Source organism: Desulfosalsimonas propionicica, assembly GCF_013761005.1.
Lineage (GTDB): Bacteria > Desulfobacterota > Desulfobacteria > Desulfobacterales > Desulfosalsimonadaceae > Desulfosalsimonas > Desulfosalsimonas propionicica.
In genome coordinates this window covers 52,285-74,702 of the sequence record NZ_JACDUS010000004.1, presented here as the reverse complement: position 1 = coordinate 74,702, position 22,418 = coordinate 52,285, and the positions used below count along the sequence as shown (strand labels likewise).

Genomic DNA, 22,418 nt, shown 5'->3' with positions numbered 1-22,418 from the left:
CCGGAAAAAGTTCAAGATCAAGGCTTGCGCGATTGCCGAAGAATGCAGCGTATTTATCCGTACGTGAAATTCTGAGGAATCGCGCGTAACGCAGATATTGGACCTTTACGGCGCCATCAATGGATTGACCGGTCATTGTTCATCAGAGGGGATTTTTGTGCGCAGCTGTTTTTTGCGGCCTTGGTGTTTTTTGTTTTCCAGGCGCCGTTTTTTTGCGCCTCGCGGAATTCCGGTCTTTTTGCGCGCCGGCGTTTCTTTAAGGGCCTCGGCGATAAGCTGTGCAAAGCGTTCAATGGTCTGTTCCCGGTTGGCTGTCTGGCTGCGGTGACGCTGGGCCGAGATGTGGAGCAGGCCGTTTTTATTGATGCGCGTGGGCAACCGCTGTTGGATGCGTTCTTTTTGTTCCAAATCCAGGCTGGGGGAACCGGCCACATCAAACCAGAGGGTGATTCTGGAGCTTGTCTTGTTGACATGCTGTCCCCCCGGCCCACCGCTGCCGGAGGCGGTAAACCAGAGTTCATTTTCCGGAATGGCAAGTTCTTCTGTGACGGTGATCATTCAGCTTTGCCTGTTTATCTGTTTTTGGATTTTGAACAATGGCGGAAAAACGTATCATTATCCTTTAAAAATACCATACAGTCTGTTTATTTCAAGGCGGAACAGCGGCATGGAATTGAACGGATTTACTCTTTGGCTTCCGGTATTTTGTTTTATGCCCGGCCTTGAACCTGATGATAACATTTTTTTTAAGAGGGAGCCCGGTTATGATAACTCTGCTGGCAAAGCTGCTCAAAGTCTTAAATGCCGAGACCGATCCCGGCCAGATCAGTGCGGCTTTGTGTCTGGCCATGTTTTTTGCCTTCATGCCCTTGATGACCCTGCAGCATCTGATTCTGATTTTTTTGGTGCTGGTTTTGCGGGTCAATATCACCGGGTTTATTCTGGGCTGGATGGTTTTTTCAGCAGTGGCCTTTATCATTGATCCCATGCTGCACGCTGTTGGCATGGCGGTTTTATCCGCCGGGGCCCTGGAGGGTCTCTGGAGCACGCTTTATGATTCGGGTTTCTGGCGCTTGACCGGGTTTAACAATACCATTGTCATGGGCGGGTTTGTGATCGCCCTGGTGCTGGCCGTTCCCCTGTATTTCCTGTTTAATTTTCTGATCCGCCGCTACAGGCAGTATTTTCTGGCCTGGATTCAAAAGACCCGCCTGGCCCAGATGGTCAAGGGATCGCGGATCTTTGCTGCCTATCAAACCGTTTCCGGATGGAGGAGTTCCGTATGAGTCGTTTTATCCGATGGCCCGGACTGGCCGCGTTTTTTGTCATCGTGGCGCTCGGGGCTTCTGTCTGGCTGCTTATGGTGGATTACGCGGTCCGGCACGTGATCGAGAAAACCGGGACAAAAGCCGTGGGCGCCCGGGTGGAGGTAGCGGATGCGGATTTGAGCCTTTTCCCCCTGGGCCTGGAAATTACCGGCCTGCAGGTGACCCATCCGAATTCGCCCATGCGCAATGCTGTCGTGGTTGAAAAGATCCGGATGAACTTTCACACCGGCGAGATCATCAAGGGCAACAAGGTGGTGGAGGACTTGTCCGCCACGGGCGTAGGCTTTGACAAGCCCAGAAAAACCTCCGGCGCCATTGCCAAAAAGGAGAAACCTTCCGGGGCATCAGAAATTTCAGTGGCGGAAAAGATGCGCGAAAAGCTCGGCCGCCTGCCTTCTGCCACCGCAGAGAGCGCCAGACAGATCATTGCAAACGAGCAGCTCGAAACGCTGAAACAGGCCCAAACCCTGCAGCAGGAAATTGCCGATGCCAGAGACCGCTTTTCCAAAAGGCTGGAAAACCTGCCGGATCAGGAGACTTTTGCCGGCTACAAAAAGCGCATCAATGACCTCAAGGGCGGCTCCGGCGAGTCCGGCGGCCTGCTCGGGACCCTGGGCCGGGCAGGGCAGGCCGGGGAGATAAGAAAAGACATTCAGGCCGATCTTCGGGCCCTGCGTGAAACCCGGCAGGATCTGGCTGACACCCGGGAGAAACTGCAAACCGGGCTTGCGGATCTGCGGGCCGCCCCTGGCCGGGATGCCCGGCGGCTTACGGATAAATACGCCCTTTCCCCAAAGGGCATCGGCAACATGTCAGCCCTTATTCTTGGCCCCAAATATGCCGGGTGGGTGGAAAACAGTCTGAGCTGGTATCTGCGGCTTTCCCCTCATGTGTCGGCCATGATGGAAAAATCCCGGGAAACCGAAAAACGCCGGAGGGGAGAAGGCATTGACCTCAGATTTGCCTCTCGCCGGCCGGTGCCCGAGTACTGGATCAAAACCGCACGGGTATCTGCGGATATGGGCGGCATGGATGTTTCCGGACAGATCAGCGATATTGCCTCAGATCCCCGGGTGCTGGGCCGCCCCCTGGTGTTTGATTTTGCCGGTGTCGGGGCTGACAATGCAGGCAGTGTAAAAATCAACGGCCGCCTGGACCGCACCAATCCGGAACATCCCGCAGACAGGGCGGATTTCCAAATCCGGGAGCATACACTCAGCAGCCTGCAGCTGCTGGATCAGGACAGTATGTCGGTGGTTTTGAGCAAAGCCCGGCTCGATGCTGTTGATGGCAGCATCCGGGTTGCCGGTGCAGAACTGGATGCAGAGATTGCCGCTGACCTCAGTGACGCCCGGTTTGACGTAAATCCAGGGGGAAAAGAGCATTTCCTGGTCCGGGCCCTGGCATCTGCACTTGGCGATATCCGGTCCTTTGATGTGGCTGCAAGCCTTGGCGGAACCCTGACACAGCCCGAGATGAGCATTGATTCAGGCCTTGGCGATGTTTTAAAAGCCTCCCTGTCCCGGGACCTTGAAAAACACAGGGCGCAGATGCAGCAGCACTTAAAGCAGGCCATTTCAGAAAAGACAGGGGGCGCCATTGATGAAACCGAATCCGGTTTTTCCGCATTGGATGCCATTGAACAGGAACTCAAAAAACGCTTGAACCTGGGGGCCTCTATACTGTAAAAACAAGCAGACATTCACAGGGGAGATGATCTGATGCAGTGGTTATGCCCCGGCGCCAAACTTGCCGCGGCTGTTGTCCTGTCCGCAGTCCTGGTCTGCGGATGCGCTGCCGGCCAGTGGGGGCGCCTGGAGACCGATACCGGGGTCACGCAGATGTTTGAGGACAATCGCGTTCCAAAGGATTTTCGCTATTATGTCTGCGGCCGGCCCAACATGCCCTATGCCATTGTGGGCCTTGATCCGGCCTACACATTTGACCTGCATCTCTGGCAGGAGGTGACCCCCAACAACAGGGATTTCGCCCATAGGGTGGATTTTATCTGGGAGCCCAGGGTCTGGGACCGGTTTGATTCCGGCCGCGGCGCCCGGATTTTGGATCCAGAGGGCAATTCCATCGGGATCTGGTACTCCATGTATCCAAACGCCGCCATCCAAATAGATGCGCAAAAACAGCAGGTGATTGTCTTTTGTCCGCACCGGGCAGGCGAGGGCAATTTCTAGGACGTGTTTTTTTGAAATCCAAACCCGGGCCGGTTTTCTTTACAACTGCACGGCCACGCCCTGCTTTTGCAGCCAGGTTTTTAACTCCCTGATGTCAATGATACCGAAATGAAACACCGAGGCGGCCAGCAGTACGGTTGCTCCGGCTTTGACGGCATCATGGAAATGCCGCATTTCTCCGGCTCCGCCCGAGGCCACGATTTTTGCTGACACGGCCTGCTTCATGGCCCGGATCACCGGCAGGTCATATCCGGTACGGGACCCGTCACCGGCCTTGCTGGTGGGCAGGATCACGGGCACACCGTATCCCTCCACGCACCTGGCCCACTCAACGGCGTCTGCCCCTGTGGCCGTACGGCCGCCGTCCACATACACTTCATATCCCGAGGTCATGGCCGGGTTTTGGTCCACGTCAATGGCCACGGTGACCTTGTCCGCCCCGAAAGCACGGACCATTTCCGGGATCAATTCGGGTTTGCGAAACGCTGCACTGCTGGTGGAAACCTTGTCGGCCCCGGCATTGAGGATCTGTTCCGCGGATTTTACATCAGAGACCCCGCCGCCCACTGTAAAAGGAACTGTGGTGACTTCGGCAACCCCGCGGACCACGTCGAGCATGGTGGCCCGGCCCTCCACTGTGGCGGTGATATCGAGCAGGGCCAGTTCATCTGCGCCGGCCCGGCAGTAGGCACGGGCACACTCCACCGGATCGCCGGCGTCCCGGATATCCACGAAATGAACCCCCTTGACGACCCGCCCGTTTTGCATGTCCAGGCAGGGCATGATGGAAATGGTTTCATCCATTTGTATTTCTCCGTATGTATTGGGTGAGTAAATCAGCGTTTTTTTCAATTGTCCGCAAACAGGGCCTGTTTATAGCATAGCGCAATTGACGGCTGCAAAATAAATCCCAAAGTCTTTATGGCAAAAGCGCCCGGTACTGATCCAGCCCTGAAATGCCAGGATTGAGATCCTTTAGCAGACCGTCTTCAAGGCTGTAGATCAGGCCGTGGATGGCAAGCTCCCGACCGGATTTCCAGGCGTTTTGTACAATGGTGGTTTCGCAGACATTGATGACCTGGGCCCGGACATTGAATTCGCAGAGCCGGTTGACTTTTGCCTTTGGATCGGAAATCGTATCAATTTCGGCTTTGTGTCTGCGGTACACGTCCCGGATATGGCCCAGCCAGTTGTCAATCAATCCGTGGTCTTTGTTTTCCAGAGCGGCCTGAACGCCTCCGCATCCATAATGGCCGCAGACAATGATATGGCCGATTTCCAGTGCCTCCACGGCGTACTGGATTACCGAAAGGCAGCTGAGATCCGAGTGCACCACCAGGTTGGCAATGTTTCGGTGAACAAAAATTTCGCCGGGCATCATGTCCGTTATACGGCTGGCCGGAACCCGGCTGTCTGAACATCCGATCCACAAGTACCCGGGTTTTTGCTGCCGGCTGAGGCGGGTGAAAAAATCCGGGTCCCGGGAGGTGATTGTTTCAGCCCATTTCCGGTTGTTTTCAAACAAGGTGTCAAAATTTTTCATAGGCCCGGCCCTTTATGCGTGAAATTTGGTTATTTGGCGGATTTTTATAACATGTCCGGCAGCAAAAGAAAAGAGTGCGTGGGCCTGGGCCGCCTTTAACAGAAAAACAGGTTTGCCGGCACCATAAGTCAAAGGCGGCAATTGACCCGGCCGGCAATTGTGTTATATTCAAAACTGCCGCCTTGCACCCATGCCTGCCGCTTTCTGGTATTGCCGGCAGGTTGTAATTGATTCAGACAGAGAAAATTCATGACCGGACCGCATCGTTTATTGGCCGCCAGCGGGCTTTTGCCCAAAAAACACATGGGCCAGAATTTTCTGGCTGATCCATCCACTGCAGAGATGATCGTGCGCCGGGCCCGGCTTGACAACGCGGTTGTGGTGGAAATCGGAGCCGGGGTAGGGGCGCTGACCCTGTTTGCCGCCCGGGCGGCAAAGTGTGTTTATGCCGTGGAAAAGGACCGGGAAATCATTGACATTCTGCGGTCGGTCACGGATCAGGCCGGGGTTGGAAATGTGGATGTGCGCCATGACAATATTTTTGACGTGGACCTGGACGCCATTTTTCGAACAGAGCAGGAACCGCTGGTGGTGATCGGCAATCTGCCCTACAATATTTCCTCTCAGGTGATCATCTCCCTGATATTTCAGCGCAGCATCGTTTCCCGGGCGGTTTTGATGCTCCAGGCGGAAATGGCCCAACGTCTGTATGCAGTGGCGGGCACCCGGGAATACGGCCGGCTTTCGGTCATGACCCAGTACTGCGCTGATGTCAGCCGCCTGGCCCGGGTCAGGGCCAACCAGTTTTATCCCCGGCCGCGGGTGGATTCCGAGGTTGTTGAGATGGCCTTTCACTCCCCGCGGTTTCCGGCCAGAAACGAGGCCGGGCTGTCTGCGGTGGTAAAGGCGGCTTTCGGCCAGCGGCGCAAAACCCTGAAAAACGCTTTAAGCGGCGGTGGACTGGGGATATCCGGCCCGGGGCTTTTGCCGATTTTGCAGGCCGCAGGCATTGACGGGGCAAGGCGGGCTGAAACATTGTCCGTGGAGGAATTTGTGGCGCTGTCCAATGCCGTGGGGGCCAATTCATAGAATCGATTTGGCCGGCTTTTTTCCAGTTTTTCCTTTACACCTCTGGCAATTTGGACTAATTTTGTTATTTTAAGACGAACCTCGAATTATTTTAAAGGATCGTTGCTGTTTTTGCAGGTTTTCAGCAATGGTTTTAACCAGCCTTTCAATTTATTCAACTTATCCAAGGAGCAAGTAAATCATGGCGAAAATGCAAACCATCGACGGAAACACGGCCGCCGTGCATGTGGCCTATGCCTTAAGCGAGGTGGCGGCGATCTATCCGATCACGCCCTCGACATCAATGGGGGAAACAGCTGATGAATGGGCGGCTGCAGGCAGAAAAAATATTTTCGGACAGCCTCTCCATGTGAGGGAAATGCAGTCTGAAGCCGGTGCGGCCGGTGCAGTCCACGGTGCCCTGGCAGCCGGATCGCTGACCACAACTTTTACCGCATCCCAGGGGCTGCTTTTGATGATCCCCAATATGTACAAGATTTCCGGGGAACTGCTGCCGGGCGTGTTTCATGTCACAGCCCGGGCCGTGGCCGGCCATGCCCTGTCGATCTTTGGCGATCACAGCGACGTGATGGCCGTGCGTCAGGCTGGGTTTGCCATGCTGGCTTCCGGATCGGTCCAGGAAGTCATGGACATGGCTTTGATATCGCATCTGGCCGCCCTTGAGGCCAGCGTGCCGGTTCTGCACTTTTTTGATGGGTTCCGTACTTCCAGCGAGATCCAGAAAATCGAGGTGATTGATTACGAGGAAATGGCGGATCTGGTCAATTACCAGGCCATACGCGAGTTCCGGGCCCGCTCCATGAACCCGGAACACCCCCACATCCGGGGCACGGCCCAGAATCCGGACATTTTCTTCCAAAACCGGGAGGCCTGCAATCCCTATTACCTGGCCATTCCCACCATCGTCATGGACACCATGGAAAAGGTTAGCCAGGCAACCGGGCGGAGTTATCACCTGTTTGACTATGTGGGCCATCCCGAGGCCGAACGGGTTGTGGTGGCCATGGGATCGGGCACCGAGACCCTGGAGGAAGTCACCAATCATTTAAACAATCAGGGAGAACGGGTCGGGCTGCTCAAGGTGCGCCTGTACCGTCCGTTTTCCATTGAGCATTTTCTGGCCGCGCTCCCCGGATCCGTGGAGCAGATCACGGTCCTCGACCGCACCAAGGAACCCGGCGCCATCGGCGATCCCCTTTATCTGGATGTGTGCACGGCATTTATGGAATACGGTGAATCCCCCGAGATTCATGCCGGCCGATACGGGCTCGGTTCCAAGGAGTTTACCCCGGGCATGGCCAAGGCGGTGTTTGACAACATGAAGGCCCTGGCGCCCAAGCATCATTTCACCGTGGGCATCAAAGACGATGTGACCTACAGCTCTCTTGCGGTGGAGGAACAGTTTGACACCGCACCCGAGGGCACCATCCAGTGCAAGTTCTGGGGGTTTGGCTCAGACGGCACCGTGGGGGCAAACAAGAGCGCCATCAAGATTATCGGCGATCACACCGACAAGTTTGCCCAGGGCTATTTTGCCTATGACGCCAAGAAGTCCGGCGGTGTGACAGTATCTCACCTGCGCTTTGCCCCCCAGCCCATTCAATCCACCTACCAGGTCCATTCCGCGGACTTTGTGGCCTGCCACAAGGCCAATTACGTGCAGATTTATGACGTGCTGGAGGGCATCAAGCCCGGTGGCACCTTTCTGCTCAACTCCCCCTGGTCCAAAGAGGAAATGGAAGAGCAGCTGCCGGCTTCAATGAAGCGCACCATTGCTGAAAAGAAGCTGAAGTTCTACAACATTGACGCCATTGCCATTGCCGAAAAAGTCGGACTTGGCGGCCGGATCAACATGATTATGCAGACGGCCTTTTTCAAGGTGGCCAATGTTTTGCCCTTTGAAGAAGCCGTGGATTTTCTCAAGAAAGATATTCACAAGACCTATGGCAAAAAGGGCGAAAAGGTCGTTCAGATGAACATTGATGCTGTTGACCAGTCTGTTGCCAATCTCGAGCAGATCGATTATCCAGATTCCTGGAAGGATGCCGGACTGCCGTCGGTTGCGGCCAGCAGCGAGCCGGATTTTATCAGAAATGTCATGCGCCCCATGACCATTCAGCAGGGCGACAAACTGCCGGTTTCAGTATTTGAACCCGACGGAATCTTTCCGGTGGGCACAACCAAATACGAAAAACGCGGCGTTGCCATCAATGTGCCGGAATGGATTGCAGAAAACTGTATCCAATGCAACCAGTGTGCCTTTGTCTGTCCCCATGCCGCCATTCGTCCCGGGCTTTTCACCGACGAGGAACTCAAGGATGCCCCCAAGGGATTTGAGACCATTGATGCGGTGGGCAAGGATGTCAAGGGCTACAAGTTTCGGATCCAGGTTTATCCTCTGGATTGTCAGGGCTGCGGCAACTGCGCCGATATCTGCCCGGCCAAGACCAAGGCTCTCGTCATGAAGCCAATTCACACCCAGAGCACCAAGCAGGTGCCCCTTGAGCAGTATTTTGAAACGCTTCCCGTCCGCGATGATCTCACCCGCCGCACCACCGTAAAAGGCAGCCAGTTCAGCCAGCCCCTGCTGGAGTTCTCTGGCGCATGCGCCGGCTGCGGTGAAACCCCGTATGTCAAGGTGCTGACCCAGATGTTTGGCGAGCGCATGATCATTGCCAATGCCACAGGCTGCAGTTCCATCTGGGGGGCATCGGCTCCCTCTGTTCCTTATTGCACCAACAAGGACGGATTCGGTCCCACCTGGGGCAACTCTCTGTTTGAGGATGCAGCGGAATTCGGCTATGGCATGGGCCTGGCCGTCAACCAGCGGCGCAAATGGCTGGCCGACATGATCAACGAGGCCCTTGCGGCAGACATCTCCGATGAACTCAAAGAAGCCATGCGCGGGTGGCTGGAAAACATGAACAACGCTGAAGGCTCCCGCAAGTATGGCGATCAGATGAAACAATTGCTTGCCGGCATGGACAGAAGCCCCATGCTGCAATCCATTTATGATTTTGCCGACGTGTTTACCAAAAAATCCATCTGGGCCTTTGGCGGCGACGGCTGGGCCTATGATATCGGCTACGGCGGACTCGACCATGTGATTGCCTCGGGCGAAAATATTAATCTTCTGATCATGGACACCGAGGTTTACTCCAACACCGGGGGGCAGTCCTCCAAGGGCACGCCCACCGGGGCTGTGGCCAAGTTTGCCGCATCCGGAAAAAAGCTGAGCAAAAAAGACCTGGGCCGCATGGCCATGACCTATGGCTATGTTTATGTGGCTTCGGTGGCCATGGGCGCCAATAAGCAGCAGTTGATGCGGGCCTTTAAGGAGGCAGATGAGTATGACGGCCCTTCGGTGATCATCTGTTATGCACCCTGTATTAACCAGGGCATCCGCGTGGGCATGGGCAAGAGCCAGGAGGAAATGAAGCGGGCTGTGGAAAGCGGTTACTGGCCGTTGTACCGTTTTAACCCGGAACTGGAAAAAGAGGGCAAAAATCCCTTTGTTCTTGAATCCAAGGCGCCAGACGGCACGCTGCAGGAATTTCTTGGGGGTGAGACCCGGTTTGCTTCCCTGGAAAAAACTTTTCCAGAGGAATCCAAGAAGCTTCGCCAGCAGATTGAACAGGAGGCCAACCGCAAGTATGAAATTCTCAGGCTGATTGCAGATCCAAAATCCATCTGTGATGATGCCGAAGGCAGCAAAGAGCAAAAGGACGAAGGCAAAAACCAATAAGGGCTGCCCCCTTTTTAAGCATTTCGCAGGAGCACGAAGCATTGCACTGTTTTTTTTGCAAGACGGTGCAATCTTTGTGCTCTTTGCGCTTTTTTAATTTCGTTTCAGGATAAAATTTGAATAGGTTATGAATACTTCGCAAACCCAATGCATGCGCTGCGGTACCTGCTGTGAAAAGGGCGGGCCCGCACTTCATGGAGCAGATCTGGAACTGGTGCTGCAAAAGCAGATTGCCCCGGAAAACCTGTTTACCCTACGCAGGGGAGAGTTGGTGCATGACAATGTAAACGGCGGCCTGATGATCACTGACCAGGAAATCATCAAAGTCAAGTCCGTAAATGGGGCGCCGGCCTGCATGTATTATGACCCCGAACAAAAGGCCTGCACCATCTACGATTTTCGCCCCCTGGAATGCCGGGCAATGAACTGCCGGGACACGCAGCCCGCAGAGGCGGTTTATGACGTGGACAGACTCGACCGCGCCGCTGTTTTCGGACAGGTTGACTGGATTATGGAGTTAATCCAATCCCATGAGGAAAAATGCGGGTATGCATACCTGGATGAGCTTTGCCGCAAGCGCCAGACCGGGGACAACAAAAAGGCCGGGCAGGCGATTTTGGAAGCCGTGCGTTACGATCTTGAAATGCGAAACGTGGTGGAAGAGAAAACAGCAATGAGTGCTCAGATGATGGATCTGATCTTCGGCCGCTGCCTGGAGACAACCATCCCTGCCCAGTTCGGTATCAAGCTTCGCTGAGCCGGATTTAATCCGTGCTTCCGGCCTTCTGTTTCGCCCGGTAAATTTCCGGCCGGCGGTTGGGCAGAAAGTATTTCATTGGATGGTCACGCACGGCCCGTAGCTTTTGCGCAGACAGGTCGGCCATCAGCATGTATTCATCCGCATCTGCATATGACGCCAGAAGTTTTCCCTCAGGGCTGATAAGCACGCACACGGGCGGAAAACTGAGCCCGAATCCATTGTCTCCGGCTGCATTGACAGCCGCCACATAAACCCCGTTGTCAAAAGCCCGAGCCGGCAGATGGCGCATCCAGGAGGCCAGTTTTTCCTCGGAAGACCTGCCGGGGGAGGCATGGGCGATGATCAGCAGATCTGCGCCGTTGATCGCCATGTGCGTGGAAAGTTGCGGGAAATGGGCATCATAGCAAAGCTGAACGCCAATGCGCAGGCCGCAGGCTTCAAACAATGGCGGGATTTTGGATGCCGGGGAAAAGAACTCTTTTTCCGGGGGCCCCAGGTGAAGTTTGCGATAAACACGGCACTGTCCTGAATCCGGTTGTGCAAGCAGGTGTGCAGCATATAACCGGTTGCCGGATTTTTCAGCCATGCCCGCCAGAATCGAAATATTGTATTTTTTGGCCAGATCGGCCAGGCGGGCTGAACAGGGACCGTCTATGGATTCGGCCACCGTGTCAATGGGCGGGCGAACATGGTAGCCGGTGATGCTCAGTTCCGGAAAACATACCAGATGGGTTTCCTGGTTTCGGGCGGCAATAATCCATTGCTCCATGCGGCAGAGATTGCCGGTTGTATCGCCGATTACCGACCTGCAGGAAACAAGGGCTATTCGGACATCACGGTCCATGGCATCTTGAAATTACTTGATGTTGAAATGGGCGCGGATCTTATACACCCGGGTGGCCGGCAGGTTAAGGATTTCGGAAATGCCGGTTTTTTCTGAAATTTCCGCAAGATTTTCTTCAATATCTTCCCGCGAAGGCGCGATAAAGGTAAACCAGACATTAAATGCATTGTCACGCAGATAGTTGTGGGTGACTCCGGGATAACTGTTGACAATGGACGTGAAGTGATCCAGATCCTTTTCCGGTACCCGGCATGCGCACAAGGTGCTGACATATCCGAGCTTTTCAGGGGAAAAATTGCCGCCGATACGCCGGATTACATCATTTTGCCGAAGCCGCTGAACCCGGTTGAGGACTTGCTCTTCGCTGAGGCCTAGTTCTTCGGCAATCCGGGCAAAGGGCCGGGCATCAATGGGAAAATCCGATTGAATACGGTTTAGCAGGGTCTTGTCGACAGAGTCCAATGATGCGTCCATGACTTGGTTTGATGAGAATCAGCCAAACGAAAACAAAAGCCCTGCACCGTCAGGAGCAGGGCTTTTGTGAAAAAAATGCGCCACAAAACAGGGAAAGGCGTTGTCTTGTGCAGTCGTGATACGTCTGCGTTTATACGCAGCCGGTGGGTTTCGGCAGGCCTGCCATCTTACATGCGCCCTTGCCCGGGCCGGACGGAAACAGCTCGTAGATGTGCTTGAGCTTGAAGCCGGTCAGCTTGGACAGCACGCGCACCATGGGGGCGATACCATTTTTCTTGTAATAGTCCTGCAGCACGTTGATGACTTTCCAGTGCTCCTCGTTTAACTCGTCAATGCCTTCCTGCTGCTTGACGTATTTGACCCAAGTTTCGTTCCAGCTTTCAAAGCTGTCAATGAACCCGTCTTCATCTACGTTAAAGCTGTGACCTTCAAATTCAACTGTCGGCATGTAATATCCCTCCTTTAATTGTTTGTATTCTAAAGATTTCTAGCCGGTTCTTCTCTTCATAATATTAAAAAACCAAAATATATGCGATATGAATCAGGTTGTCAATATGAAAATATAAACACGTCTTTGCCAGGCGCAGGCCCGATCAATATTCCTTGGGCGTCTGGTTTAACTGTCGCAGGGTAAATACCGGGCCGTCCTTACATACAAATTCCTTGCCGATGTTGCACCGCCCGCACATGCCAATACCGCATTTCATACGGTTTTCAAGAGACATGATGATCCGGTCGTCTGTATATCCCAGCTTGTCAAGAACCGGCTGGGTGAATTTGATCATTACAGGCGGCCCGCAGACAATGGCATAGGTGTCCTCGGTTCCCGCAGGGGCCTCCTGTTCGGTGATTGTGGGCACAAACCCCGTGTGGTGCTTCCATTCCGGGTCATCGGTGCCGTCTACGGTAATGTGCATGTTCAGGTCATCCCGGGCGGCCCATTGCTCGAGTTCTTCCTTATAAAGCAGCATCCCCGGGGAGCGGGCGCCGTAAATTACATGGATATCCTTGAATTTTTTTCGGTTTTCCGGATCCAGCATGTAAATGATGGATGAGCGAAGGGTGGTAAAGGCAAATCCTCCGCCGATGATCACCACGTTTTTGCCCTCTAGTAAGTCCCAGGGATACCAGTTGCCCAAAGGACCCCGGATGCCCATGATATCGCCTTCCTTCATGGAATGGAGGTAGGATGTGACCTTGCCGGTTTTAAAAATTGTGAATTTTACAAATCCTTTTTCAACCGGAGAGGAGGCAATGCCGATGGGAATTTCGCCAAGGCCGGGAATGCTGAGTTCGGCAAACTGGCCGGCCCGGTAGGCGAATTTTTCCTCGTCTTCGGGATTGAGAAAAACGAATTTAAATGTTTTTAAACTTTTATCCTCGGTTTCGGTCTTGATTTCATCAATGCGAACCGGGTATGGAATATATGGATTGACCACTTCTACCCCCCTTTGCTAAGACGCCGTTACTTCGCAGGTGCAGGATTCGGGATCATAGCTGTTTAACATGTTGCAGATCCTGCGTATATCAATATTGACCGGGCACAGCTGCACGCAACGGCCGCAGCCGGTACACTGGATCCCGTTTTCATACTTGTCCACGTAATATTTCAGCTTGTGCATAAATCGCTGGCGAAGCCGGTCCACTTTAGTGCCCCGCGGATTATGACCGGATGCGTGCATGGTAAAGAGCGGATACATGCAAGAATCCCAGTTGCGGATGCGATAGCCCTTTTTCCCGGCAACCTCGTCCTGGACATCAAAGCACCAGCAGGTGGGACAGACAAAGGTGCAGGTGCCGCAGTTGATGCACGAGAAGGCCTCTTTTTCCCAGATGGCATTCGTGGCATCGTAGAGATCCAGCAGGGACTGAGAAGCCAGTTTGTCGGTCTTCACACTGGACTGGATGGCTGATTCAGCTTCCTGTTTCTTTTGCTCAATCTGCTGATCCGCCTCATCTCCGGCCTCCTGGCTCCATCCGGCAGCTGAAGCCAGTTTTTTGCCCTTTTCCGTCAGCACCCGGGCCAGGTAGTGATCCCCGTTGTCCGCCAAAAGAATATCAAGGTTGTTATCGCTGTAAGGACCTGAACCGGCGCTGCTGCAAAAGCAGGTGGGACATGGCTGGTCACATGCAAGCCCGACAAAGGTGGTGGACGCATAGGCCCGCAGCCAGTAGGGGTCCTTGTATTCTTCCGTGTCAAAATTGCGTCGGACCAGGGAGAAAGAATCCGCGTCACAGGGCCGGATGCCGAGGATGGCTTTTGGCGTATACTCTTTTTCCGGTTCCTTATAGATTTTGTAATCCTCGTCGTTTTCGTTTAAGGAACACTCGAGGATCAGTTCGGACTGTGGATATATAACGTATTTCGGAGAAACCCGTGTGTTGATATAATCCATATCAGGCTGTTGGCCGGATTCCAGGGACTGGAATGCATGATAAAACTTTTCCTTGACCGGCCCGATCAGCTCGTAGGCGCTGCGGAGTTTTTCCAGTCCGCTTGCCCATTCGTTTTTGTCAATCTTGATGACTTTCATGATAATCGCCCTTGTCAACGTTTATGATTGGTTGTCCGGCACTTACTTGATGAAATCTTCGGGATCCTCGGGTTTGTAGGTATCCAGGGGCGGCCGCTGCTCAGTATTGAGCCCGGCTTCCCATCCATAGAGTTCCAGACAGTCTTTTTCCAGTTTTTTGGTAAAATCCCGGACATTGATACCCACCGGACAGGAGCGCACGCATGCGCCGCAATCCGTGCAACGGCCTGCACAATGATAAGCCCGCAGAAGGTGAAATGTGCGAATGTCGGTGGGATCCACGCTTTTGCCCACCCACTGGGGGTTGGACTCATCCACAAAGCACTGGGGGCAGTAACACAGGGGGCATGCATTGCGGCATGCGTAGCAGCGGATGCAGTCTGAAAGCAGGTCATCAAAATAAGCCCATTTATCGTCCGGGCTCATGGCCTCGATTTCCCGGACCCGGGCATAGGGGTCGGCCTGTTCCCGGGTTTGCTCAGTGACTTCATCGGCCACCAGTTCATCGTAGAGCACAGGGTTTCTGTGCACGCAGATGGAGCAGTTTTCCTGGAGCACCTCTGCTTTGTCTACACTTTTTGAAAATCCCTGGCCGGAAATCGTAATGGTGCCCTTGTCTTCATCTTCTTCCACGGAAGCGATATTTCCTTCTGCCATGGCGGCCAGTTTGTGGCGATCCACCATGCCCTGGCAGGGAACCCCGATGATATAGAGCTGATCGCGCTGGATTTTGCCTTCAACGACATGGACAGCGATGTTTCGGGAGTTGCAGCCGGTGGCCACAATGCCGATGCGCTCTTTGCGGTCTGTAATATAGTTGGCCAGGTTGAGTCCACAATTGCTGTCCCATACAAAGCTGTCGACTTCGCCTTCGCTGGTGGCAAAAAAGGGCTGATGCATCAGGGGGACAGTGCCCTTTCGATAGCCGATGACCATGTCGACCTTGTCTTCCTTGAGAAGGCGTTTTGCGATCTCTTTGATTTTATCTGTATACGATTTCATTGCTATGCAACCTTCGGTTTGGTTTTAACAAATTTCTTTTCCTTGTTTTCCAGGGATTTGACCGATTCTGTGACCTTGGTGGCCACATCCACGAATTTGGTGGATTCGGCTGAGGAAATCCAGGAAAAATGCAGCCGTTCGGGCTCAACACCCATGTGCTCCAGCAGGTTTTTCATAAGGGCGAATTTTCTTCGAGCGTAGTAATTACCTTCCAGGTAATGGCATTCACCCGGATGTCACCCGGATACCCAGACCGCATCAGCGCCCTGGCGCAGAGCGGCCAAAATGAATTTTGGACTCATGCGGCCGGTGCAGGGGATACGGATTACGCGTATATTGCTCGGATATTCCATCCGGCTGACGCCCGCCAGATCGGCTGCGCCATAGCTGCACCAGTTGCATAGAAAACTTAAGATTTTCGGTTCCTTGTCAGCCATATGCATTGATCTCCTGATTGCGCACCAGCGGCCCGCTGGCCGCCGGAGGGGTTGATATCAACTATATTTATATTGCTTCGTCCATTTCAAAGATCTGGTACATGATTTGGTCCGTGTCAAATCCCTTGAGATGAATGGCACCTGAGCGGCATGATGCCACGCAGAGCCCGCAGCCCTTGCAAAGTGCCGGATTGATTTGCGCCTTGCCGGCAAACCGGCCTTCCTCGGCAAAAGACGGGGCTGAATACGGGCAGACAGCTACGCAAACGCCGCATGCCGCACAATTGACAGGATCCACTTCGGCAATGGTACCGCTGCTGTAAATGTATTGCCGGGACAGCAGTGTGATGGCCCTGGCCACGGCTGCCTTTGCCTGGGCGATGGATTCGTCAATCGGCTTGGGATAATGGGCCATACCGCAGAGAAACACGCCGTCTGTGGCAAATTCTGCCGGGCCCAGCTTGGCGTGGCGCTCAATGAAAAATCCGTCTTCATTCATGGGCACCTTAAAAAAGTTGGCCAGTTCTTCATCCTTGCACGGGATAATGGCCGTTGCCAGGGTCAGCAGGTCCACGTTGAGCTCAACCGGCCGGTTTAAGATGTGGTCAGTGACGGTAATGGCAATGCTGTCATCTTTGACCTCGACAGACGGCTTGTCCTCCAGGGAAAAGCGGATGAAAATCACGCCCAGCTGGCGCGCCTGCTTGTAGAGGTATTCCTTTTCCCCGTAGGTGCGGATATCCCGGTACAGGATATAGACGTTCATTTCCGGGTTGCGCTTTTTGAGCTCTATGGCGTTTTCAATGGAATGGGTGCAGCAGACCCGGGAGCAGTACATGCGGCCCGGCTCCCTTGATCCAACGCATTGGATAAAAGCAGCGCTGTTGATTTTTTCAAGGCCCGGATCCTCTTTTTGAAACTTTCTGTCCAGTTCCAGGCTGGTAAGAATCCTTTGATCCTGACCATATGCGTATTCCGTGGGCTCATAGGGAGCTGCACCCGTGGCAAGAACAGCAGCCCCGTGCTCGAGTTCCACTTCCTGGTCGTTTTCAAGCATGATGGTTTTGAAATTGCCCACAAAACCATCCACGTTCTGAATCCGGGTATTTAAGTGAAGTTTGATCTTGTCATGGCCCTTGACCTGGGAAATGAGGTTTTCCAGGTTTTCGGCAACGGATTCTCCCTTGGCCGTGTGATAGAGGTTTACCGCCTGGCCCCCGAGATGGTCGGTCTGTTCCACCAGATGGGTTTCAATTCCCTGATCAGCCAGGCTTTTGGCGGCTGCCATGCCGGAAATGCCGCCGCCCACAACCATTGCGGCCGGATTGACCGATAGCTCGGATTCCTTTAACGGCTCCATCCGGGCGACCTTGGCCACGGCCATGCGCACCAGGTCCCGGGCCTTTTCCGTGGCCAGGGCCGGGTTGTTTTTGTGCACCCAGGAATCCTGGTTGCGGATATTGGTCATTTCAAAAAGGTATTTATTGAGCCCGGCATCGGTCAGTGTTTCCTGGAACAGGGGCTCGTGCGTCTTGGGGGTGCAGGCGGCCACCACAATTCGGTTTAGCCCTTTTTCCTCGATAATCGCGGCCATGTTTTCCTGGGTGTCCTGGGAGCAGGAAAACAGGTTGTCATCCACATATTCCACAAAGGGCAGGGTACTGGCGTATTCCACAACTGCCGGGACATCCACAACCCCGGCGATATTGATGCCGCACCGGCAGACAAACACGCCGATTCTGGGCCGTTCCCCGCCCACGTTGCGCTCCGGGACAATTTCTTTTTCTTTGGTCCGCGTATTGCGGGAATCGGACAGGATTTCAGCGGCTGCAGAGGCTGCGGCGCTGGAATCAATGACCGACTGGGGAATGTCCTTGGGTCCCTGGAAGGCGCCGCAGGCAAATATGCCCTCCCTGGAGGTGGCCACCGGGGTGAAGGTATTGGTTTCACAGAAATTGCCAGGCGAAAGTTCGATTCCCAGGTCTCTGGACATTTCCACGAGTTCGGGCGGAATCTGCAGGCCAATGGAAAGTACCACCAGGTCAAATTGGTCAGTCAGGATCTCGCCGTTATCCGAGACATATCGCAGTTCAAGTTCGTCTGAATCGGCAACCGGATTAATGGTATGCACCCGGCTGCGCACGAAATTGACCCCGCTGTTGTTTTTGGCGCTCTCATAGAACTTTTCAAAGTCCTTTCCAGGGGTGCGCATGTCCATGTAGAAAATCGAACAGTCCAGGGCGTCGCCGGCATGTTCCTTGGCGATAACCGCTTCTTTAATGGCATACATGCAGCAAACCGATGAACAATAGGCATTGTTGCAGCGGTTCATGTCCCTGGATCCGACGCACTGAAGCCAGGCGATTTTTTTGGGTTCCTGGTGGTCGGACAGGCGGATCAGGTGCCCGCCCGTGGGTCCGGATGCAGACAGCATCCGCTCCATTTCCATGGAGGTGATCACGTTGGGGTGATCGTAATTGTAAAAATCCAGGGTGGACGGATCAAACGGCTCAAACCCGGGCGCCAGTATAACAGAGCCCACTTCAAGCTCAATGGTTTCGTCCTCCATGGAATGGTCAATAGCGTTGACCGGACAGATGTCCGAGCAAATCTGGCAGCCGCCGGTCTTAAAATGCATGCACACATCCCGGTCAATGACCGGGGTATTGGGCACAGCCTGGGGATAGGGCACGTAGATGGGTTTGCGGCCCCTGAGTCCCACATCATATTCGGATTTGATGATTTGCGGCTTGTTTGCCGTGATCAGCTCATTGATTTTATCCAGGGTGATATGGCCGGTGGGGCACATAAATGCGCAGGCACCGCATGCCTGGCAGATATCGGTTTGCACGTGAAACGGGGTGTCAACCTTTAGGTCCAGACCTCTGTCCGTAAGGGTAATAGCGTTGTTGCCCATTCTTTCACAGATCCGGGTACACAGCCCGCAAAGAATGCAGGTTTCGTGCTCCTGCTCGAATCTGGGCTTATCAATGCCGTATTTCTCAGCCAGTTCCCGGATCACCGGGACGTCGGCGCACCTTGCCATGAGCATTTCAACAATAAGCTTGCGCCCTTCATGCACGGTCTCCGTGTCTGTCTGGACCTCCATGCCCTCCCAGATGGGATAGTTGCAGGCTGTAACAAATTTGGTCCTGCGGCCGTCAAAGAGTTCCACCGTACAGAGCCGGCACATGCCCGCAGGCTCAAGGGCTTTGTGGGCGCAGAGCGTGGGAATGTAGACCCCGTGGTTCTCGGCTACCTGGATAATATATTGGCCTTCCTCGCCTTGAACCGTCTGCCCGTTCAGCTTGAAAGTAATCATATCTGGTTAAATCCTTGTCATAAGTTATCGAATGGCAACGGCGTCAAATTTGCAAATGTCGTAGCAAATGCCGCACTTAATGCATTTTTCCTGGTCGATTTCGTGGGGTTCTTTTTTTTCCCCGGAAATGGCCTCCTGCGGACACTTTTTGGCGCACAAGGTGCATCCGGTACAGGCTTCTTCATCGATTTCATAGTGAAACAAGGGCTTGCAGACCCCGGCCGGGCACTTTTTGTCATAAATATGGGCTTCATATTCATCCCGGAAATATAAAATCGTTGTCAAGACAGGGTTGGGGGCGGATGTGCCCAGGCCGCAGAGGGAAAATTTTTGCATCATGGTCCCGAGTTCCTCAAGCAGCTCGATATCGCCCTGTTTTCCGTTTCCTTCGCAAATGCGGGTCAATACCGCCATCATCTGCTTGAGGCCCTCCCTGCAGGGGTTGCACTGGCCGCAGGATTCGTCAATGAGAAATTCGATGAAGTAGCGGGCCACGTCCACCATGCAGGTGTCCTGGTCCATGACGATCATGCCGCCGGAACCCATGATAGAGCCGAGCTTTGTCAGTTCATCAAAATCCACCGGGGTGTCAAGAAATTGCTCCGGAATGCAGCCGCCGGACGGACCGCCTGTCTGCACGGCCTTGAATTGTTTCTTTTTGGGAATGCCGCCGCCGATGTCAAAAATGATTTCGCGCAGGGTTGTGCCCATGGGTACTTCCACAAGTCCGGTGTTGACCACCTTGCCCACCAGGGAGAAAATCTTGGTCCCCTTGCTGTAGTCTGTCCCCATGGCGGCATACCACTGGGCGCCTTTGTCAATGATTAAGGGCACATTGGCCCAGGTTTCCACGTTGTTTAGGTTCGAGGGACTGTCGCGGAAACCCTTCTCGGACGTGTGAATATATTTGGCCCGGGGACGTCCGGGCTTGCCTTCCAGAGATGCCATCAGAGCAGTGGATTCGCCGCAGACAAAAGCGCCCCCGCCCTTGCTGATGTGAAGGTCAAAATCAAATCCGGATCCCAGGATGTCTTCGCCAAGCAGCCCGTATTGCTTTGCATGGTCAATGGCTTTGGCAAGGTTGGCCACGGCCAGGGGGTACTCGTGGCGGACATAGACGTATCCTTCATGTGAACCCATGGCAAAGGCGCCGATGAGCATTCCCTCAATGATCAGATGCGGATTTCCTTCAAGCAGCCCGCGATCCATGTATGCGCCGGGATCGCCTTCATCTGCATTGCAGATCACGTATTTGGGCCCTTTATGCCTGCTGCAGGAGTCCCATTTGATGGCCGCCGGAAAACCGCCGCCGCCGCGTCCCCGAAGATTGGCGCTTTTGATTTCTGCGATGATCTCCTTGGGCTTCATTTCAAACAGGGCTTTTGCCAGGCTCTGGTAGCCGCCCACAGCCAGGTAGCTGTCAATGCTGTTGGGATCAATCAGGCGGTTCTTTCCAAAAATCGAACGGGTCTGCAGCTTGTAAAACGGAACGTCTTCTTCCCGGGCAACCCGTTTTTTGGTTGCCGGGTCCTTGAAAAGCAGTTTTTCAGCCGGCTCATTGTTGACCAGGGTGTTTTCAACAATCTGCGGGATGTTTTCCAGTTCCACCTTGGGATAGAAAATGCCGCCAGGATCAATGACCATGATGGGTCCCTGCTCGCAATATCCGTGGCACCCGGTCAGCCGGATTTCATATTTATCGGCAATCCCGTGTTTTTCCATTTCTTCCGTGAGGGTGTCACGGATTTTATCACTGTTGTGGATGATGCATCCGGGCCCGGAGCACAGGGAGATCAGGCCCTTGTCAGGGCTCTGGGCTTTTGCCTGGAGCTCTTGAATATAGGATTCCAGTGCCTCTTTATTATCAAATTTAACCATGGCTGAGTTCAACCTCCGTGACCAATGCCGTTAAGAGGCATTTTTCTTATAGTCATCAATTATGTTTATCGCACTTGATCGATCCAGGCCGCCGTGCATGTTCTTGTTTACCGTAAAAACCGGTCCGGCGGCACAGCAGCCCAGGCAGCGAACGGTTTCCAGGGTGAACAGGCCGTCCTGGGTTGTCTGTCCGGTATCGATTTGGAGATTGTCCTGCACGGCATCAATGATTTTTTCCGCTCCCCGGACGTGGCAGGCCGTCCCGGTACAGACATTGACGATATATTTACCCCGGGGTTCAAGACTGATGGTCTTATAAAAGGTGGCCACACTGTAGATCAGGCTTTTTGGCACATTGAGCTTTTGTGCCAGTACCGGTATGGTTTCCGGGGGAACAAAGTTATACAGTTCGTTTATGTCCTGCAAAATCATGAGCAGCGATTCTTTGTCGCTGCTGTATTCATCAATGATGTCGTCTATTTTTTCCCAATCGATGTCGTTGTTGTATGCCATGGCAGGGAAATCCTTTTTTGCCGTTTAATGGTAGAGCGGTTGCAGGAACTTTAGTTTGCAGCGATGGTCTGGGAAACCGGGCAGTTTTCAACACACGCGCCGCATCCGGTGCACAGATCCGGGTTAATGCTCCGGGCCCGCTTTTTGACCTTGACTTTGAAATTTCCGGGTTTGCCTTCAACGGCTTCCAGATCTGCATATGTGATTAGCTCGATATTCAGGTGCCGGCCGACCTCGACCAGTTTGGGCGAGATAATTCACATTGCACAGTCGTTTGTGGGAAAGGTCTTGTCGAGTTGGGACATAACCCCTCCGATGGAGGGGCTTTTTTCCAGAAGGTAGACGTAATATCCGGAATCAGCCAGGTCCAGGGCGGTCTGCATCCCCGAGATGCCGCCGCCGACCACCAGTACGGATCCGATTGTTTCTTGTGTCATAATCTTCTCCAGCAAACATAAGGTTTGGATAAGAATCAAAAACAGAAAAATTTTCCGGTATCTTTTAACGATCTCCGAAATAAAATTGCAAATCAAGTCCTTCTGATATCTGTAATTTGGAATCTTGTCAATGAAATTTTGTGCAATGATTCCTGTCAATAACAGCTTTTCAGCCTTGCAGAAAGCCTGTTTCGGCATTTTTTCAAACCCCGGGATTTTGCACATATGCTGATTTCGGTTTTGTTGTTTTTTCAGAAAAGATCAATCAGCAAGGGCTTTTCTTTGTATCACAGAGCCTGTCCGCCGGATCGGCCTGCAGGTGC

General features: G+C 53.6%; 19 protein-coding genes and 1 pseudogene. 6 read left to right on the top strand and 14 right to left on the bottom strand.

Going from position 1 to position 22,418, the window contains the following annotated elements:
• Positions 1-132: 132 nt before the first annotated feature.
• Positions 133-558 (bottom strand): alternative ribosome rescue aminoacyl-tRNA hydrolase ArfB, encoded by a 426-nt coding sequence (arfB, locus tag HNR65_RS08580; RefSeq protein WP_181551083.1) that lies wholly within the window; start codon positions 556-558, stop codon positions 133-135.
• A 206-nt stretch (positions 559-764) separates the two neighbouring features.
• Here arfB and HNR65_RS08575 point away from each other — a divergent pair, with 206 nt between their 5' ends.
• The 3 genes from HNR65_RS08575 to HNR65_RS08565 are packed head-to-tail and all read left to right on the top strand — an operon-like array spanning position 765 to position 3,517.
• Positions 765-1,286: a TIGR03546 family protein gene (locus tag HNR65_RS08575; protein ID WP_181551082.1), complete on the top strand. Its 522-nt coding sequence runs from the start codon at positions 765-767 to the stop codon at positions 1,284-1,286.
• On the top strand, positions 1,283-3,016 hold the full coding sequence (locus HNR65_RS08570; RefSeq protein ID WP_181551081.1) for a TIGR03545 family protein: 1,734 nt from the start codon (positions 1,283-1,285) through the stop codon (positions 3,014-3,016). Before HNR65_RS08575 ends, HNR65_RS08570 begins: the two co-directional genes overlap by 4 nt.
• A gap of 33 nt (positions 3,017-3,049) precedes the next feature.
• A complete protein-coding gene (locus tag HNR65_RS08565) occupies positions 3,050-3,517 on the top strand; it encodes a hypothetical protein (RefSeq protein ID WP_181551080.1) in 468 nt (155 codons plus the stop codon).
• 39 nt (positions 3,518-3,556) lie between these two features.
• Here the strand turns inward: HNR65_RS08565 and hisF are convergent, their stop codons facing one another.
• Positions 3,557-4,321 (bottom strand): imidazole glycerol phosphate synthase subunit HisF, encoded by a 765-nt coding sequence (gene hisF, locus HNR65_RS08560; protein ID WP_181551079.1) that lies wholly within the window; start codon positions 4,319-4,321, stop codon positions 3,557-3,559.
• A gap of 115 nt (positions 4,322-4,436) precedes the next feature.
• Positions 4,437-5,060 (bottom strand): carbonate dehydratase, encoded by a 624-nt coding sequence (can, locus tag HNR65_RS08555; RefSeq protein ID WP_181551078.1) that lies wholly within the window; start codon positions 5,058-5,060, stop codon positions 4,437-4,439.
• Between the two features lie 249 nt (positions 5,061-5,309).
• Here can and rsmA point away from each other — a divergent pair, with 249 nt between their 5' ends.
• From rsmA to HNR65_RS08540, 3 genes are all read left to right on the top strand, one after another.
• Positions 5,310-6,149, top strand: coding sequence for a 16S rRNA (adenine(1518)-N(6)/adenine(1519)-N(6))-dimethyltransferase RsmA (gene rsmA, locus HNR65_RS08550; protein WP_181551077.1), 840 nt, complete (start codon positions 5,310-5,312; stop codon positions 6,147-6,149).
• A 181-nt stretch (positions 6,150-6,330) separates the two neighbouring features.
• A complete protein-coding gene (gene nifJ / locus HNR65_RS08545) occupies positions 6,331-9,894 on the top strand; it encodes a pyruvate:ferredoxin (flavodoxin) oxidoreductase (protein WP_181551076.1) in 3,564 nt (1,187 codons plus the stop codon).
• 127 nt (positions 9,895-10,021) lie between these two features.
• Positions 10,022-10,651 (top strand): YkgJ family cysteine cluster protein, encoded by a 630-nt coding sequence (locus tag HNR65_RS08540; protein WP_181551075.1) that lies wholly within the window; start codon positions 10,022-10,024, stop codon positions 10,649-10,651.
• Between the two features lie 7 nt (positions 10,652-10,658).
• Here HNR65_RS08540 and HNR65_RS08535 read toward each other — a convergent pair whose 3' ends face one another.
• The 11 genes and pseudogenes from HNR65_RS08535 to HNR65_RS08480 form a co-directional block, all read right to left on the bottom strand.
• A complete protein-coding gene (locus HNR65_RS08535) occupies positions 10,659-11,498 on the bottom strand; it encodes a nitrilase-related carbon-nitrogen hydrolase (RefSeq protein ID WP_181551074.1) in 840 nt (279 codons plus the stop codon).
• Between the two features lie 12 nt (positions 11,499-11,510).
• The gene (gene ahbA / locus HNR65_RS08530) at positions 11,511-11,972 is read right to left on the bottom strand and encodes a siroheme decarboxylase subunit alpha (protein WP_181551073.1); all 462 of its coding nucleotides are present in this window, start codon (positions 11,970-11,972) and stop codon (positions 11,511-11,513) included.
• Between the two features lie 130 nt (positions 11,973-12,102).
• Positions 12,103-12,420, bottom strand: coding sequence for a TusE/DsrC/DsvC family sulfur relay protein (locus HNR65_RS08525; protein WP_181551072.1), 318 nt, complete (start codon positions 12,418-12,420; stop codon positions 12,103-12,105).
• Positions 12,421-12,565: 145 nt separating this feature from the next.
• The gene (locus tag HNR65_RS08520) at positions 12,566-13,411 is read right to left on the bottom strand and encodes an FAD/NAD(P)-binding protein (protein WP_181551071.1); all 846 of its coding nucleotides are present in this window, start codon (positions 13,409-13,411) and stop codon (positions 12,566-12,568) included.
• A gap of 15 nt (positions 13,412-13,426) precedes the next feature.
• Complete coding sequence (locus HNR65_RS08515) at positions 13,427-14,506, bottom strand: 4Fe-4S dicluster domain-containing protein (RefSeq protein ID WP_181551070.1); 1,080 nt, start codon at positions 14,504-14,506, stop codon at positions 13,427-13,429.
• Positions 14,507-14,548: 42 nt separating this feature from the next.
• Positions 14,549-15,508 (bottom strand): LutB family protein, encoded by a 960-nt coding sequence (locus HNR65_RS08510; RefSeq protein ID WP_181551069.1) that lies wholly within the window; start codon positions 15,506-15,508, stop codon positions 14,549-14,551.
• 2 nt (positions 15,509-15,510) lie between these two features.
• On the bottom strand, positions 15,511-15,945 hold the full coding sequence (locus HNR65_RS17810) for a hydrogenase iron-sulfur subunit (protein ID WP_220128331.1): 435 nt from the start codon (positions 15,943-15,945) through the stop codon (positions 15,511-15,513).
• A gap of 67 nt (positions 15,946-16,012) precedes the next feature.
• Positions 16,013-19,267: an FAD-dependent oxidoreductase gene (locus HNR65_RS08495; RefSeq protein WP_181551067.1), complete on the bottom strand. Its 3,255-nt coding sequence runs from the start codon at positions 19,265-19,267 to the stop codon at positions 16,013-16,015.
• 24 nt (positions 19,268-19,291) lie between these two features.
• Positions 19,292-21,145 carry an NADH-quinone oxidoreductase subunit NuoF gene (locus tag HNR65_RS08490; RefSeq protein ID WP_181551066.1) on the bottom strand — a complete coding sequence of 618 codons (1,854 nt, stop codon included), beginning with the start codon at positions 21,143-21,145 and terminating at the stop codon, positions 19,292-19,294.
• 30 nt (positions 21,146-21,175) lie between these two features.
• Positions 21,176-21,658, bottom strand: coding sequence for an NADH-quinone oxidoreductase subunit NuoE family protein (locus tag HNR65_RS08485; protein ID WP_181551065.1), 483 nt, complete (start codon positions 21,656-21,658; stop codon positions 21,176-21,178).
• A gap of 71 nt (positions 21,659-21,729) precedes the next feature.
• Positions 21,730-22,095, bottom strand: a pseudogene (locus HNR65_RS08480) (FAD-dependent oxidoreductase); the annotation flags it as partial.
• Between the last annotated feature and the right edge of the window lie 323 nt (positions 22,096-22,418).

What these genes read in the sequence shown, in the direction of transcription:
- arfB (WP_181551083.1), bottom strand. Translation starts at nt 558, where the DNA reads ATGATCACCGTCACAGAAGAACTTGCCATTCCGGAAAATGAACTCTGG.
- HNR65_RS08575 (WP_181551082.1), top strand. Translation starts at nt 765, where the DNA reads ATGATAACTCTGCTGGCAAAGCTGCTCAAAGTCTTAAATGCCGAGACC.
- HNR65_RS08570 (WP_181551081.1), top strand. Translation starts at nt 1,283, where the DNA reads ATGAGTCGTTTTATCCGATGGCCCGGACTGGCCGCGTTTTTTGTCATC.
- HNR65_RS08565 (WP_181551080.1), top strand. Translation starts at nt 3,050, where the DNA reads ATGCAGTGGTTATGCCCCGGCGCCAAACTTGCCGCGGCTGTTGTCCTG.
- hisF (WP_181551079.1), bottom strand. Translation starts at nt 4,321, where the DNA reads ATGGATGAAACCATTTCCATCATGCCCTGCCTGGACATGCAAAACGGG.
- can (WP_181551078.1), bottom strand. Translation starts at nt 5,060, where the DNA reads ATGAAAAATTTTGACACCTTGTTTGAAAACAACCGGAAATGGGCTGAA.
- rsmA (WP_181551077.1), top strand. Translation starts at nt 5,310, where the DNA reads ATGACCGGACCGCATCGTTTATTGGCCGCCAGCGGGCTTTTGCCCAAA.
- nifJ (WP_181551076.1), top strand. Translation starts at nt 6,331, where the DNA reads ATGGCGAAAATGCAAACCATCGACGGAAACACGGCCGCCGTGCATGTG.
- HNR65_RS08540 (WP_181551075.1), top strand. Translation starts at nt 10,022, where the DNA reads ATGAATACTTCGCAAACCCAATGCATGCGCTGCGGTACCTGCTGTGAA.
- HNR65_RS08535 (WP_181551074.1), bottom strand. Translation starts at nt 11,498, where the DNA reads ATGGACCGTGATGTCCGAATAGCCCTTGTTTCCTGCAGGTCGGTAATC.
- ahbA (WP_181551073.1), bottom strand. Translation starts at nt 11,972, where the DNA reads ATGGACGCATCATTGGACTCTGTCGACAAGACCCTGCTAAACCGTATT.
- HNR65_RS08525 (WP_181551072.1), bottom strand. Translation starts at nt 12,420, where the DNA reads ATGCCGACAGTTGAATTTGAAGGTCACAGCTTTAACGTAGATGAAGAC.
- HNR65_RS08515 (WP_181551070.1), bottom strand. Translation starts at nt 14,506, where the DNA reads ATGAAAGTCATCAAGATTGACAAAAACGAATGGGCAAGCGGACTGGAA.
- HNR65_RS08510 (WP_181551069.1), bottom strand. Translation starts at nt 15,508, where the DNA reads ATGAAATCGTATACAGATAAAATCAAAGAGATCGCAAAACGCCTTCTC.
- HNR65_RS08495 (WP_181551067.1), bottom strand. Translation starts at nt 19,267, where the DNA reads ATGATTACTTTCAAGCTGAACGGGCAGACGGTTCAAGGCGAGGAAGGC.
- HNR65_RS08490 (WP_181551066.1), bottom strand. Translation starts at nt 21,145, where the DNA reads ATGGTTAAATTTGATAATAAAGAGGCACTGGAATCCTATATTCAAGAG.
- HNR65_RS08485 (WP_181551065.1), bottom strand. Translation starts at nt 21,658, where the DNA reads ATGGCATACAACAACGACATCGATTGGGAAAAAATAGACGACATCATT.